This window comes from Streptomyces sp. NPDC000348, assembly GCF_042898795.1.
Taxonomy (GTDB): Bacteria; Actinomycetota; Actinomycetes; order Streptomycetales; family Streptomycetaceae; genus Streptomyces.
The window spans coordinates 20,669-34,359 of record NZ_JBIAZD010000014.1 but is presented as its reverse complement, the minus strand read 5'-3'; the positions used below and the strand labels follow the sequence as shown (position 1 = coordinate 34,359).

At 74.1% G+C, this 13,691-nt stretch carries 15 protein-coding genes; 7 read left to right on the top strand and 8 right to left on the bottom strand.

The window, feature by feature from the left end:
- The first annotated feature begins 174 nt into the window (after positions 1-174).
- Positions 175-624: a DUF6098 family protein gene (locus ACFY3N_RS25310; RefSeq protein WP_390819004.1), complete on the top strand. Its 450-nt coding sequence runs from the start codon at positions 175-177 to the stop codon at positions 622-624.
- A 43-nt stretch (positions 625-667) separates the two neighbouring features.
- On the opposite strand, the gene ACFY3N_RS25305 is transcribed toward ACFY3N_RS25310, so the two are convergent.
- Together ACFY3N_RS25305 and ACFY3N_RS25300 are read right to left on the bottom strand one after the other, a co-directional pair.
- On the bottom strand, positions 668-919 hold the full coding sequence (locus ACFY3N_RS25305) for a WhiB family transcriptional regulator (protein ID WP_390819003.1): 252 nt from the start codon (positions 917-919) through the stop codon (positions 668-670).
- Between the two features lie 118 nt (positions 920-1,037).
- Positions 1,038-2,258, bottom strand: a complete 1,221-nt coding sequence (locus tag ACFY3N_RS25300) for a saccharopine dehydrogenase family protein (RefSeq protein WP_390819002.1) — start codon at positions 2,256-2,258, stop codon at positions 1,038-1,040.
- A gap of 132 nt (positions 2,259-2,390) precedes the next feature.
- Between ACFY3N_RS25300 and ACFY3N_RS25295 the strand changes: the two genes are divergently transcribed.
- Complete coding sequence (locus ACFY3N_RS25295; protein WP_390819001.1) at positions 2,391-3,149, top strand: TetR/AcrR family transcriptional regulator; 759 nt, start codon at positions 2,391-2,393, stop codon at positions 3,147-3,149.
- Here ACFY3N_RS25295 and ACFY3N_RS25290 read toward each other — a convergent pair.
- The gene (locus ACFY3N_RS25290; protein WP_390819000.1) at positions 3,146-4,042 is read right to left on the bottom strand and encodes a LysR family transcriptional regulator ArgP; all 897 of its coding nucleotides are present in this window, start codon (positions 4,040-4,042) and stop codon (positions 3,146-3,148) included. The two genes, ACFY3N_RS25295 and ACFY3N_RS25290, sit on opposite strands and share 4 nt — an antisense overlap.
- 70 nt (positions 4,043-4,112) lie before the next feature.
- On the opposite strand from ACFY3N_RS25290, the gene ACFY3N_RS25285 reads away from it, so the two are divergent.
- Complete coding sequence (locus ACFY3N_RS25285; protein ID WP_390818999.1) at positions 4,113-4,730, top strand: LysE/ArgO family amino acid transporter; 618 nt, start codon at positions 4,113-4,115, stop codon at positions 4,728-4,730.
- 44 nt (positions 4,731-4,774) lie between these two features.
- Here ACFY3N_RS25285 and ACFY3N_RS25280 read toward each other — a convergent pair whose 3' ends face one another.
- The 3 genes from ACFY3N_RS25280 to ACFY3N_RS25270 all read right to left on the bottom strand — a co-directional run bounded on the left by ACFY3N_RS25280 (position 4,775) and on the right by ACFY3N_RS25270 (position 7,280).
- Positions 4,775-5,233 (bottom strand): cyclic nucleotide-binding domain-containing protein, encoded by a 459-nt coding sequence (locus tag ACFY3N_RS25280; protein ID WP_390818998.1) that lies wholly within the window; start codon positions 5,231-5,233, stop codon positions 4,775-4,777.
- 282 nt (positions 5,234-5,515) lie between these two features.
- Positions 5,516-6,994 (bottom strand): aminotransferase class I/II-fold pyridoxal phosphate-dependent enzyme, encoded by a 1,479-nt coding sequence (locus ACFY3N_RS25275; RefSeq protein WP_390818997.1) that lies wholly within the window; start codon positions 6,992-6,994, stop codon positions 5,516-5,518.
- Between the two features lie 55 nt (positions 6,995-7,049).
- Complete coding sequence (locus ACFY3N_RS25270) at positions 7,050-7,280, bottom strand: hypothetical protein (protein ID WP_390818996.1); 231 nt, start codon at positions 7,278-7,280, stop codon at positions 7,050-7,052.
- A 144-nt stretch (positions 7,281-7,424) separates the two neighbouring features.
- Here ACFY3N_RS25270 and ACFY3N_RS25265 point away from each other — a divergent pair, with 144 nt between their 5' ends.
- The 4 genes from ACFY3N_RS25265 to ACFY3N_RS25250 all read left to right on the top strand — a co-directional run bounded on the left by ACFY3N_RS25265 (position 7,425) and on the right by ACFY3N_RS25250 (position 9,639).
- Entirely contained in the window at positions 7,425-7,865 is a 441-nt protein-coding gene (locus tag ACFY3N_RS25265; protein ID WP_390818995.1) for an ATP-binding protein, read from the top strand.
- 191 nt (positions 7,866-8,056) lie between these two features.
- Complete coding sequence (locus tag ACFY3N_RS25260) at positions 8,057-8,920, top strand: SigB/SigF/SigG family RNA polymerase sigma factor (protein WP_390818994.1); 864 nt, start codon at positions 8,057-8,059, stop codon at positions 8,918-8,920.
- A gap of 31 nt (positions 8,921-8,951) precedes the next feature.
- On the top strand, positions 8,952-9,182 hold the full coding sequence (locus ACFY3N_RS25255) for a DUF5133 domain-containing protein (protein WP_390818993.1): 231 nt from the start codon (positions 8,952-8,954) through the stop codon (positions 9,180-9,182).
- A gap of 28 nt (positions 9,183-9,210) precedes the next feature.
- A complete protein-coding gene (locus ACFY3N_RS25250) occupies positions 9,211-9,639 on the top strand; it encodes a hypothetical protein (RefSeq protein ID WP_390818992.1) in 429 nt (142 codons plus the stop codon).
- Between the two features lie 253 nt (positions 9,640-9,892).
- On the opposite strand, the gene ACFY3N_RS25245 is transcribed toward ACFY3N_RS25250, so the two are convergent.
- Both ACFY3N_RS25245 and ACFY3N_RS25240 read right to left on the bottom strand, forming a co-directional pair.
- Entirely contained in the window at positions 9,893-12,127 is a 2,235-nt protein-coding gene (locus ACFY3N_RS25245) for an FUSC family protein (protein WP_390819163.1), read from the bottom strand.
- 79 nt (positions 12,128-12,206) lie between these two features.
- Positions 12,207-13,580 (bottom strand): NAD(P)/FAD-dependent oxidoreductase, encoded by a 1,374-nt coding sequence (locus ACFY3N_RS25240; RefSeq protein ID WP_390819162.1) that lies wholly within the window; start codon positions 13,578-13,580, stop codon positions 12,207-12,209.
- Positions 13,581-13,691 lie beyond the last annotated feature (111 nt).

The following is a 13,691-nucleotide window of genomic DNA, read 5'->3' as shown; positions in this document are numbered from 1 at the left end:
CGGTCCCCGGGCTCCTGGACGCGGTCAGCAGGGTCACCGGCCCCCTCCCGGCGGTGTCCCGCGAGCGTACTGCGGTGCGGGGAGCCGGGCACGGCGGGAGCGCCGGTCCCGGTTCCGTTCGCGCGGGGCGGGTACTACGACCGCCCGAGCCCCTGGCGTGGCGGGAGGTCGATCATGGAGGCATCGGACGATCTGCCGGTCGTCGGCACACTCGCCGAACTCACCGCACTGGTCACGCGCGACCGGGGCCTGTACGTCCGCTGGTCCCGCGGTCCGGCGGCCGATCTGCGCGCCGTGTCCAGCACCGACGACCTCACGGGCGTCGCCATGCCCGGACTGTCCGCCAACCCGCTCGACGTGGAGAAGTGGTGGCAGGGCCGGCCGGTGGAGCTGTGGGTGGCGCGCCGGCTGTACGACTACGAGCACCTGCCGCGGGAGAAGGGGTCCGACATCCGGCCCTGGGCGCTCAAGGGCCGGGAGATCGCCCGCGGCCCCGACAACGAGCCGCTGGTCACGGACGTGCGTCCGCTGTGCTGGATCGACGCCGGTGTGATCGGCGAGGCGCAGGCGGAAGTGGCCCGCCAGGAGAACCCCTGGGGGCCACTGCGCCGCACCGGCCGCTGAACGCCGCGCCGCGCTCCCGTGAGCCGGCCGGGCGCGGCCCCGGTCAGCCGGAGGAACGCCGTGCGGCGATGCGGCGTTTCAGGGCGCGGCGTTCCGTCTCGCCCGTACCGCCCCACACCCCGATGGACTGCCCCGTGTCCAGCGCCCACTGAAGGCACTGCTCCTGCACGGGGCAGCGTCGGCACACGGCCTTGGCCTGTTCCGCCTGCATCAGGGCGGGCCCGGTGGTGCCGATCGGGAAGAAGAGGTCGGGGTCCTCGGTCCTGCAGGCCGCACGGCTGCGCCAGTTGTCCATCGAGAGTCACCTGCGATCGGAGTGAAGAGTGAATACCGACAGGCACCCTTTTGGGTGCCTTGCTCCTTTCGGGTGACCTGTCGACGGGCGGTGAAACAACGTGACGCCGTGCGAGCGGTCATTGTTCGCGCAGTCCCCAGGGCGAGCCGTACGCGGTCAGCAGGTCCAGGAACGGCCCCGCCGGGAACGCCTCCGGGCCGAGCACGCCCGTCCCCGACCAGGCGCCGGTGGCGAGCAGTTCGAGGGCGACGACCGGGTTGACGGCGGTCTGCCACACCACGGCCTGGCAGCCGTACTCCGCCATGGACCACTGGTTGTCGACCACGTGGTACAGGTACACCTCGCGCGGCGCCCCGTCCTTCACGCCCCGCACCCAGGTGCCGGCACAGGTCTTGCCGTGCATCCGCCCGCCCAGCGTCGCCGGGTCGGGCAGACAGGCGGCCACCACGTCCCTGGGGGAGACCCGCACCGGACCCTCCGGGCCGGGCACGGTCACCGGTCCGGTGCGGTCCAGACCCAGCCGGCGCAGCGTCCTGAGCGTGTCGATGAACTCGCGGCCCAGGCCGTACTTGAAGGTGACGCGCCGCGCGTCGACCCAGCGCGGGACCAGCAGCACCTCCTCGTGCTCGACGTTCACGCACTCCACCGGGCCGATGCCCTCGGGGAAGTCGAACACCTCCGGCTCGCTGAACGGCTCGGTGGTGAACCAGCCGCGGCCCTCCTCGTAGACCACGGGCGGGTTGAGGCACTCCTCGATGGTGGTCCAGATGCTGAAGGACGGCGCGAAGTCATGGCCCTCCACCGTGAGGTTCGCGCCGTCGCGGACGCCGATCTCCTCGATCCGGTCGAAGAGCTCGTCGGCGGCGTACCGGGCGAACACGTCCGACAGGCCCGGCTCCACCCCCATGCCGACCAGGGCCAGCGCACCGGCCTCGGCCCACTCCCCGGCCCGCGCGAACTGCTCGTCGCCGAGCTTGACCCCGCATTCCTCGTACGGCCGCTCGGCGTGCGGCCGGGACAGCGACATCGCCATGTCGACATAGGTGGCGCCGGCCCGGCGCGCGGCCCGGAACAGCGGCATCACGAACCGGGGGTCGGTGGCGTTGAGCAGGACGTCGCAGCCGTACCGTGCGAGCAGCGCCGCCACGCCGTCCTCGTCACCGGCGTCCACGCGCTCGGCACGGAACCGGGCACCCTCCGCGCCGAGGGCCGCGACCGCCGCCCCGGCCCGGGCCGGGGCGCGGTCGGCCACCACCATCCGGTCGAAGAACGGCCGCCGGGCCGCGATCCGGGTGACGGCGGTGCCCACCCCGCCGGCTCCCACGAGCAGTACACGCATGACGGAGCACTCCCTCTCTGCCTCGTGGATCCTTCACGGATCCGGGATGTGTGCGGGGCCCCGGCCGGAGATACAACGCCTCGCGACGACATAAGGTCAATGGCGTTGGCATAAGGGCACCGGGAGGCGGCGATGCCGAAACGCGTGGTCCCCGAGGAGCGCCGGCGGCGCCGCCGGCCGACGCGCAGCGGCCGGATCCTGTCCGAGACGCTGATCGTCGAGACGGCGCTCCGCCTGCTGCGCGAACACGGCGGTGCGGGCCTGACCGCCCGCCGGCTCGGCCTCGCCCTGGACTGCGACCCGAGCACCCTCTACCGCTACTTCCGCGGCATGGACGAGCTGACCCTCGCCATCGGGGACGCGCTGATCGGCCGTGCGCTGCACGGCTGGCGCCCCACCGGACAGTGGCGCGCCGACCTGCGGGCCGTCGGGCTGCGCATCCACGCGGCCTACGTGTCGCACCCGCAGGCCGCCGTCCTCACGGCGAGCCGGGTCTCCGGCCGGGCGAACGAGCTGGCGGCCGACGAGGCGGTGCTGGACGTGCTGCGCACGGCGGGCTTCCCGCTGCCGGAGACGGTCCGCGTCTACCACGCCTTCATCGACACCACGCTGGCCTTCGCCGCCCTCGACGCCGCGTCCCTGGCGCTGCCCGGCGCCGCGCGCCGCGCCGACGAGGAGATGTGGCGCTCCACCTACGCCCGCCTCCCCGCCGCCACCCATCCGCGCATCGCCGAGGCGGCGCCGCTGCTGGCCACCCGCATGGTCACCAGCGCCTACCCGACGGCGCTGGACATGCTCCTGGAGAGCGCCGGGAACAGCCTGGCCCGGGTCCTGCCGGCACCGTCCCGCCGTCGCCCGCGGGACGGACGGGAAGGTGACGACAGGACCTAGCGGCGCAGGGCCCGCGCCGCCGCTTCCGTGACCGCGTCGGCCACCGCCGCCAGCGCGGGGGAGTCCAGCTTCCACTGCTGCCAGTACAGGGAGATGTCGACCTCCCGGTCCGGGGCGAACACCGTCAGGCGGCCGGCCCGGAGCAGGGGGGCCGCCTGGGCCTCGGGGACCATGCCCCAGCCCAGGCCCGCGGCGACCGCCTCGGCGAAGCCCTCCGAGGTCGGCACGTAGTGGCGCAGCGCGCTCGCCTCGGAGCGTCCGCGCGTGAGCCGGCGCACGAAGCCGTCCTGGAAGTCGTCCTTGCGGTCGAACACCACCACCGGCGCCCCGGGCAGCGCCTCCCGCAGCGGTCCGGCGAGATGCCGTACGGCGAACTCCGGCTCCGCCACCGGGAGATAGCGCATCCGTCCCAGATGCCGCACGGAACAGCCCGGTACCGCGTCCGGCGACGAGGTCACCGCGGCCATCACCGTCCCCTCCCGCAGCAGCGCCGCCGTATGGGCCTCGTCCTCCCGGCGCAGTTCGAAACGGAGCCGCGAATCGGTCGGCAGGCGGGTGAGTGCTCCGAGGAACCAGGTCGCCAGCGAGTCCGCGTTCACCGCCACCGGCACCCGGGTCGGCTCGCCGGCCCCGCTCAGCCCCAGCTCGGCGTACGCGTCCCGTTCCAGCCGGACCGTCTGACGGGCGAGCCTGACCAGCACCTCGCCCGACCCGGTCGGCCGGACCGGCTTGGTGCGCAGCAGCAGCACCCGCCCCGTGCGCTGCTCCAGCGCCTTCACCCGCTGGCTCACCGCCGAGGGCGTGACGTGCAGCGCGGCGGCCGCCGCGTCGAACGTCCCCTCGTCCACCACGGCGAGCAGGGTCCGTACCTGGTCCAGCGGAAGATCCGTCATCACGAGAGCTAAGGGTACGTAAGAATCCTTAGCTGTACTGAAGGGCCTCCCCGCCCGTAGCGTCCTCGGCATGACCAGCGCCCTCACCACCGCCGCCGCCGGATTCGGCACCGGCCTCTCCCTCATCGTCGCCATCGGCGCGCAGAACGCCTTCGTCCTGCGCCAGGGCGTCCGCCGCGACGCCGTACTCGCCGTCGTCGGCATCTGCGCCCTGTCCGACGCGGCCCTCATCGCCCTCGGGGTCGGCGGGGTCGGCGCGGTGGTCGTGGCCTGGCCCGGCGCGCTGACGGCGGTCGGCTGGGTCGGCGGCGCGTTCCTGCTCGGCTACGGCGCCCTGGCCGCCCGCCGGGTGCTGCGCCCGGCCGCCACCGGACTGGTGACGGAGGGGGAGGCCGCGAGCTCCCGGCGCCGGGCGGTGCTCACCTGCCTCGCGATGACCTGGCTCAACCCGCACGTCTACCTCGACACGGTGTTCCTGCTGGGCTCGGTCGCCGCCGACCACGGTCCGCTGCGCTGGACCTTCGGTCTGGGCGCCGTACTGGCCAGCGTCTGCTGGTTCGCGGCGCTCGGGTTCGGCGCCCGCCTGCTGAGCCGCTTCCTGGCCCGCCCCACCGCCTGGCGGGTCCTGGACGGGCTGGTCGCCGCCACCATGATCGTCCTCGGCCTGACGCTGATCGCCGGAGCCTGACACCGCCGCCCGTGCCGCCCCGCCCCGGGGGCCGGGGCCGCGCGCTACAGCTCCCCGCCGCGCCGGTGCATCGCGTACTGCTCCATCAGCTTGCCGCGCGTCGTCTCCAGCCGGTGGGCGAGCACCTCGGCGACCGTGCGCACCAGGGTCATCCCGAGCCGCGGGTCCTCCTCGCAGAGCCGGAGCACGGCCGCCGCGTCGAACTCGTAGGCGCGCACCGGGCTGAAGGCCACGGCGCCGAAGTCCCACCGGTGGGGCGGGAACAGCCAGGACCAGCCCAGCAGATCGCCCACGCCGAGGCCTGCGACGGTCACCCGGCGCAGGTCGTTCACCCGCTGGTCCAGCGAGACCGCGCCGGAGCGGATCACCCAGAACCGGTCGGCGGTGCCTCCCGTCTCGAAGATGCGGGTGTCCTCGGGGAAGGACACCTCCCGCGCCAGTGCCATCAGGCGTTCACGCTGCGGCGGAGGCAGGGCGGTCAGGAGTTTGATCGCTTTGGTCATGGCGCGGGGCTCCTCGCCGGGCGTTCGGTTCCGGTGCTTTCCCTACGTTCATTTCAGCCGCTGCGGCCGTTCGGGGCACCTCGGCGGACACGCGGGGCCGGGTTCCCGTGCCCGGCCCCGCCCGGGCATGAAAAAGCCCTGGCTGGACGGGGGAAGCCAGCCAGGGCCGTAAGCGGTGGTGTCCGGAGGACGGGGGGTCGACTCCGCCACCACGTATGAATGAACGATAAACCATCCCGGCGGTGTCCAGGCAACCGGGTCGCGTGACCCGTTTCACCGCCCTCAGCCGGCGCGCTCGTCCACGACCCGGACCGTGTCCAGGGCGGGATCCGACGGGTCCGGCAGGTGCATGCCCGCGGCCAGCCCCGTCCGCAGATAGCGGAGCACGGGCTCGGTGAGCCGCTCGCCCGGCAGGACGGCCGGGATGCCGGGCGGGTACGGCGTGATCATCTCGGCCGCGACCCGTCCGGCGGCCCGGGCCACCGGCACGGCCTCGGCCGGGCCGAAGAACGCGTCCCGCGGCAGCAGCGCCTGCTCCATCCGCAGTTCGCCCGGCGGCGGCACGTCCACCCTCGGCGCCCGGGGCAGGTCCCGCGCCGCCCGCCCCAGGTCCCGCAGCGCCGACAGCAGTTCCCCGGTCGTCTCCCGGTCGTCGGCGTGGGTGATCTGCATCCCGATGCGGCGGTGGTCCACCAGGTGCGCGTCGACGCCGCGGTGCTCGCGCAGCCAGTCCGCCGCCTGGAAGCCGGTGATCCCGAGACCGTCGAGATCGATCACACCGGGCAGCGGGTCGAAGTCGTCCGCCAGCTCCGGGCCGCAGAAGTCGTCCCGGTCGTTGACGTGCATGCCGTCGATCTCCTCGATGGCGGCCCGGACCTCGTCGGCGAGCGCCAGCGCCGATCCCATCAGCTCCTTGCCGCGCAGGGCCATCTGGCGCCGCCAGCCGTCGAGGCCCGCGAAGATCAGCACCGACGGGCTGGTGGTCCCCAGCAGATCGGCGCGCATGCCCAGCAGCGCCGGCGGCACCAGATCGTTCCGCAGGTGGAACACCGAGCCCTGCTCCAGACCGCTGCCCATCTTGTGGATGCTGGTCACGCAGATGTCGGCGCCCGCGTCCATCGCCCAGGACGGCAGATCCGGATGGAAGGGCAGGTGCGCGCCCCAGGCCTCGTCCACGATCAGCGGGCGCGAGCGCCGGTGGCACACCTCGGCGAGGTCCCGCAGCGCCGCACTGGCACCGTACGGCGTGGGACTGGTCACCAGCGCGCCGCGCGCGTCCGGATGGGCGTCGAAGGCCCGGTCGAAGTCGTCGGCCGACGGCGGGTGCGCGAGGTGCCGCTCGGCGTCCCACCGCGGTTCCACCCACACCGGCTCGATCCCGGACAGGATCAGCCCGGACACCACCGACTTGTGGGCGTCCCGCCCGATCAGCAGCTTCTCGTGCGGCCCCGCGACCGACAGCATCGCCGCCTTGACCGACAGGGAACTCCCGCACGTACTGAAGAACGTGTGGTCGGCGTGGACCGCGTCGGCCATCAGATCCTGGGCCCGCTGCAGCACCCGGCCCCGGGTGAGCCGGTCGTCCAGGCCGCCCGACGCCAGCACGTCGCCCAGGAACACCGAGTCCCCGAGCACCTCGCGCACCGCGGGATCCGCCCCGCGGGCCTGCTTGTGCCCGGGTGGTGTGAAGGCCAGCCGTCCGCTGCGGTGGTACTCCTCCAGTGCTTCCAGAACCGGCGCCCGGCCGTGATCGATCGTCATGGCCCCCGGGTGCCCGGGAACGAACGGGACCAATCCGCGACGCCCGGCCGCCCCCTCAGCCCTCCGCCCGGCGCCTGCCCGGCGTCAGGATCTCGTCCAGCACCCGCAGCACCACCCCGTAGGCCACCGCGCGCACCTCGGCGTCGCGCGCCGCGCCGGGAGCGTCGGCGCCCGCCCCTCCCGGTTCCCCGCCCCGGGCCCGCCAGGTCCGCTCCTCCTGCGCCGCGCAGGCCCGTGCCCGCTGGATGCGCCGCATCAGTTCGTCCGAGTCCACCACATCGGTCATACCGTCCGCGTACCCCCGTGCGCCGATCGGATGACACGTATTCAGTGGACGGCCGGGAGGTTTGCCGGTGCCGGGACAGGTGAGCCGAAAAGGGACGCCCGATGCATTATCAACCTATTACGTCACCGTTCAGGGAGCCGCGCGATGTGTCAGGAGCACACGACCGAAACCTTCGAACCGGCCGGCGCGCGCCGGGCCGGATCCCCCTGCCCCTGCTGTCCGGCCGAGGTCCGCGAGGCCGTCGCGCGGGCGGTGTCCGAACGCTGCCGCGCCACCCGAACCCCCTGCGACACCGAGGCCCTGGCGGACGCCCTGCTCGTCGCCTCCGAACTCACCACCAACGCCATGCTGCACGGCGGCGGGATCACCGACTTCCAGGTCGACGTGAGCGGCCCCGGAGTGCGTCTGTCGGTGAGCGACCGCAGCAGCGAGCTGCCCGTCGTCGTGCCGTCGGCCGACCGGCAGGGACGCCGCCGCCCGGGCGGCCACGGCTGGCCCATCGTGTGCCGGCTGTCCCGTGACATCCGGGTGTCCGACCTGCCCGCCGGCGGCAAGTGCATCACCGCCGTGGTACCCCTGCCCTGACCGGTGGAAATGCCCCCCGGCACATCGCGCGACGAAGCGGAGTTTGTTCCACCGGCGAGGGGGCAATCGGAGGTTCGTGCTTCGGACCGGAGGCGCGCCAGCGGGAGTGGTGGCTGCTGTGGACCCTCCGGGCGTCCGGTGGCGACCCTCCCGCGGTAGATCCCTGAAACCACCGTTCGGGAGCGAACCGCATGCTCATTGACACGCCCACCCACCGTCCCGGCCCCTCCGACACGACGACCGCCGCGCCCCGCCGGCGGCATGACGACGCCCCCGACACCGCCGCCCTCTTCACCCGGCTGGCCTCCCTGGAGGACGGCCCCGAGCGGGACGCCGTCCGTGACGAGCTCGTCACCGCGTGGCTGCCCATGGCCCACCGCATCGCCGGCCGCTTCCGCGACCGCGGCGAGGCCGTCGAGGACCTGCGCCAGGTGGCCGCCCTGGGCCTGGTGAAGGCCATCGACCGCTTCGACCCGAGCCGCGGGGCCTTCGAGAGCTACGCCGTCCCCACCATCACCGGCGAGGTCAAGCGGCACTTCCGCGACCGGATGTGGGCCCTGCGCGTGCCCCGCCGGGTGCAGGAACTGCGCAACAAGGTGCGGGTGGCCCGGCGTGAACTCACCCAGAACCCCGGCAGCCCCGAGCCGTCCGTGGCGGACATCGCCGCCCACACCGGGCTGACCGAGGAGGAGGTCGGTGCCGGGATGGAGGCCCTGGAGAGCTTCAGCACCCTCTCCCTGGACGCGGAACTGTCGTCCGACGACGACGGCTACAGCCTCGCCGACACCCTCGGCGCCGCGGACACCTCCTACGACATCGTGGTCGACCGCGAGTCCGCCAAGGAGGGACTGCGCAGGCTGCCGGAGCGCGAGCGCGCCATCCTCTACATGCGGTTCTTCGAGGACATGACCCAGAGCCGCATCGCGGACCGGCTGGGCATCTCCCAGATGCACGTCTCCCGTCTCATCAGCCGCAGCTGCGCCCGGGTGCGCGCCGACGTGATGGGACAGCGCACCGGCCGCCGCGGTACCGGCGGACACTCGGCGACGGCGTGAGCGGCGCCCGCCCCCTCGGAGAGCGAGACACATGCTGAAGCCCCACCCCACCGTGCTGCGCCGGCTCGTCGAGGAGTACGAGGCCCTGACGGCGGCCGGAAGCGGACCGGCCGGCCAGGACCCGCGGAGCGGCGACCTGGCGTACACCCTGTGCGTGTCGACCGGCACCCGCGACGTACGCCACGCCCTCGCCACCGCGCGGGACTGGCTGGCGGCGGCCGGGCAGGACGCGCCCGGGGCCGGTGCCCCGGCCGCCGTATGACCCGCGGTGTGCGGGGAACACGAAGCGAATGAGCGAATCCGAGATTCCCCCGGAAGGCAGGCCCGTGGACGTCTATCTCGACCTCCTGCGGGTCCGGATGGACACCGAGGACTACCGGCTTCTGCTCCACGTGGTGGAGCCGGTCCTCCAGGCGATCGAGGAACACCGGCTGTCCGGCCTGGACCTCGCGCTGGACGGCGGGGACGAGGAGCTTCCCCAGGAGGTCCGCGACGAGGCCGCCCTCGTCATCGCGACCGCCGTCACCGGCCGCCTGGACAACGAGGTGGTCGAGCTGGAGGTCGACGAGACCGGACCGGTCCGGGTGGTCACCGACGCGGCGACCGCCGCCGACCCCTCCCGCCTGGGCGAGATCGCCGACTACATCAGGGACCGCCACCGCCAGAACGAGGAACTGCGAGGCATCGCCGAGGCCAGCGGCCTCCCCACCGACTTCTGAACCCCGCCCGCGCGTACGGCCCCGGCAACCGCCGGGGCCGTACGCGCGGGCGGGCACGACCCGGCCACCGGGCCCGCCGCCCCGGCGGACCGCACGCACGGCCGCCGCGCGACGCCGGTCACGGTGCGGGCCGGCCGCCGCGGCTCCGTCGACGCCGGGCCGTACGCGGCGACCGGCCGCCGGGCCCCGGGCCGCACCGCGCCGGCCCTCGGCGCCCCCGGACCGCGCCGGCCCCGTCCGTGCCGGCGCGGCCTCATCGCTCGGGGGCCCTCACCGGGACGTCCAGGGGACGGGCGAGGCCGACCACGGCCTCGTCCAGGCGCTCCAGGTGGCGCAGCACCCGGTCGGTGATGCGGCCGTAGCGGGCGGTGCCGTCGCCGCCCAGGAGGGACGCGATGCTCGGCCCGGTCTCGACCGGCGCGGTGACGTCCTCGTCGGCGACGCGGTCCGCGATCGTCGCGATGTTGCGCACCGTGCGCCCCGCCGCCCCGCGCAGCCGGGGGTCCGCCGCGATCGACGGATGGGTCGGCAGCAGCTCCGCGGTGGCCGCCAGCGAGCGCGCGTGGTACGCGCACGTCTCCAGGAGCGCCACCACATAGCGCGCGTTGGTGCGCCTGGCCCGCAGCGGGGTGACCGGATGCGTCAGCGGCTGGGTGGCGGAGCGCAGGTCGCCCAGCGCCTGGTCCAGCCGCCGCGCCTGGTCCAGCAGGTCGCCGGCGGGCCCGCCGCTGAGCTGGCCGACGGCGCCCTCGGTCACCTCGGCGAGCCGCTCCAGCACGGTGACCAGCAGCTCGTTGGTGCGCCGGTCGGTGTGCACCGGCAGGACCAGCGCCGCCGCGACCACCCCGCAGGCCGCGCCCAGCGCCGTCTCCTCCACCCGCAGCACCAGCACCTCCCAGCTGTAGGTGTGCAGCAGGGTGTAGAGCAGCCCGAGCATCGCCGTCACGAAGAACGACATCAGCGTGTAGGACAGCGGTGCCGTGTAGAACATGGCGAAGATCAGCACCAGCACCAGCGCGAACGCCGTCCAGGTGTGCCGGCCCACCAGGGCGGCCAGCAGGATGCCGGCGACCACGCCGAACACCGTGCCCAGCAGCCGCCGGTAGCCCTTGACCAGGATCTCGCCGGTCGAGGCCGTGTTGATGAAGACGATCCAGCAGGTCAGCACCGCCCAGTACCAGCGGTGCGCGGACAGCAGCTCGCCCCCGACGATGGCCAGCGTCGAACCCACGGAGACCTGCACCGCGGCGCGCGTGGTGGGCCGTTGCAGCCCTTTCGGGGCATTGGCCGGCCCGGTCTCCTCACCGGCGTCGATGGCGGCGTCCTCGGCGTCCAGCTCCTCCCGCGAGCGTGCCGTCGCCGGGCTGTCGTCCGACTCGTCCTGCGGCCCCTCCAGGGCGACGCGCAGCCCCATGACGGCGCGCGCGGTCTCCCCGACGGCCCGGAACACGTCCCGCACGGCCGGGGTGGCGGCCGGCAGGTTCTCCTCGTCCCGGTAGCCGAGCAGCCGGTTGCGCAGCCGGGCCACGCCCGCTCCGCCGGCCCCGGTGCGCACCACCAGCGCCCGCAGCGCGAGCAGGTCCCGCCGCAGTGCGGCGGTGGCCTCGTCCGGGCCGGGCAGCCGGCCCACCTCCGGGGCGGGCGCACCGGGCAGGTGCAGGGTGAGGGTGTCCGCCCGCTCGGCACTGCGCGCCGACAGCAGTTGCAGGCCGAGCCGCTCGGCGGCGATCTCCGCGTCCGCGATCCGGCGCTGCACCAGCCGCGCCGTCGCCTCGTCCGGCGTGCCCTCCTCCAGCTGGCCCTGGATCATCAGGGCCGTCTCGTGCAGCCGTGCGGTGCCCTCCCGCACGTCCTCCAGGGCCTTGTCCACCTCGTCCGGCCCGGCGTCGAGCAGCGCCAGCTGCGCGGAGACCAGCCGGGCCAGCCGGGCCCGGAAGGCCTGGCGCAGCCGCAGGAGCAGACCGGCGGGTGTCACGGGGACGACGGCGAACCGCACCAGGGCGCTGCACGCGAACGCGACGGCCAGGGCCGCCCACAGCCCCGGCAGCTGCCCGGGGGAGGCGCCGACGAACAGGGACAGGAAGTAGACCTGGAAGCCGATCAGACCGAGCGCGGTCCCGCGGTCCCCGAACCGGCGGCCGTACACCGCGGCGAAGATGAGGACGACGAAGAAGGCGTCCCCGGCGAGGACGTGCTCGCTGAGCACCGCGCCCAGCGACACGGACACCAGCGCGACGGGAAGGCCGAGGGCCAGCGTGACCGCCTGGGCGCCGCGCTGCTTCTCGCGGATGGCGAAGGTGGCGACCATCGCCGCCATCGCCCCCGCCACCAGACGGGTGACGTCGAACCCCGCCGAGGCGAGCACGGCCAGCGTCAGCGCGATCGCGCCCACCGTCCGCAGTCCGGCCGTCAGCCGCAGCAGGCCGGGGTCGGACGCCGCCAGGTGGTCCCGCAGCCATGCCCGTACCGGGCGTCCCGCCGCCTTCACGCCGTCGTACTCTCTCCCGTCGCGCACGCGCGCCCGGACCCCGGCAGCGCCGGGCGCGAGCCCTCTCCCGTCCTCCGGGTCACCGTGCGGCCCGGCCCGCCTCCGCCACGTGCTCCCGCACCTGCTCCGGCGTCAGATAGGCGTCCAGGTACTCGAAGTCCCGCAGGTTGCCCGGCTTGTGCGCCTGGAACCCGGTGCGCACGAAATCGTCGCCGGCGACCGCGTTCAGCAGCCAGTTGGTCATCACCCGCGTCTTGGCGACACCGGTGCGCAGCGCCGACCAGTGGTAGCCGCGGGCCACCGCCTGGGCGGGCAGGCCGTGCAGTTCGACGCCGAGCGGCCTGGACACCGCGTCGGTGCCGCCGAGGTCCACCACGAGTCCGAGGTCCTTGTGGACGTACGGGCGCGTCGGCAGGCCCCGCAGCGTCGCGATGACGTTCTCGGCGACGTGCCTGCCCTGCCGCAGGGCGTGCTGCGCGGTCGGCGGGCACACGGCGTCGTCGCCCTTGGCCACGTCGGGCACCGCGGCCGAGTCGCCGAGCGCGAACACCCCGTCGTGGCCCGGCAGGCACATGTCCGCGTTGACCGCGAGCCGTCCCCGGACGGTCTCCGCGTCGAGCGTGGCGATGAGCGGGCTGGCGACGACGCCGGCGGTCCAGATCAGGGTGCGGGTGGGCACCACCCGGCCGTCGGTGAAGGTGACCTCCTCGGCTCCCGCCTTAGCGATGGAGACGCCCAGCGAGACGTCGATGCCACGCCGGGCCAGGATCTCCTGCGCGCTGCGCCCGAGCTTCTCGCCCAGTTCGGGCATCAGCTTCGGCGCGATGTCGATGAGGTGCCATTTGATCAGGCCCGGGTCCAGCCGCGGGTAGCGCTTGACGGCGGCGTGCGTCAGCCGCTGGAGGCAGGCCGCGGTCTCGGTGCCCGCGTAGCCGCCGCCGACCACCACGAACTGCAGCCGCGAGGCCCGCTCGGCCGGATCGTGGCTCGCGTCGGCCAGGTCGAGCTGGGAGATGACGTGGTCGCGGAGGTAGGCGGCCTCGGCGAGCGACTTGAGTCCGAAGGCGTGGTCCGTCAGCCCCGGGATGTCGAAGGTGCGGGTGACGCTGCCGGGGGCCAGCACGATGTAGTCGTACGGCTCGTCGAGGATCTCGCCGTTGACGAGCCGTACGACGCAGACCTTGGACTTCAGGTCCACGCCGATGGCCCCGCCCGGGATGATCCGGGTGCGGTACTTCTCGCTGCGGCGCAGGGAGAGCGCGACCGACTGCGGGGTCAGCACGCCGGAGGCCACCTGGGGGAGCAGCGGCAGATAGAGCTGGTAGGAGAACGGCGTCACCAGCGTGAGGTCGGCCTCGTTCGGGGCGAGCCTGCGCTCCAGCCGCCGCACGCACTCCACGCCGGCGAAGCCTGCGCCCACCACCAGGATCCTGGGTCGTGTCACGGTGTCCATCCCTTCCTGCGGCTCCAGGCGGTCTGCCTCGAACATCGACAACTGACGCGTGCCCCTGTTCGGCACCACGATGCCCGCACCTTCACCGGAACGCACCGGGAGGAGACCCGC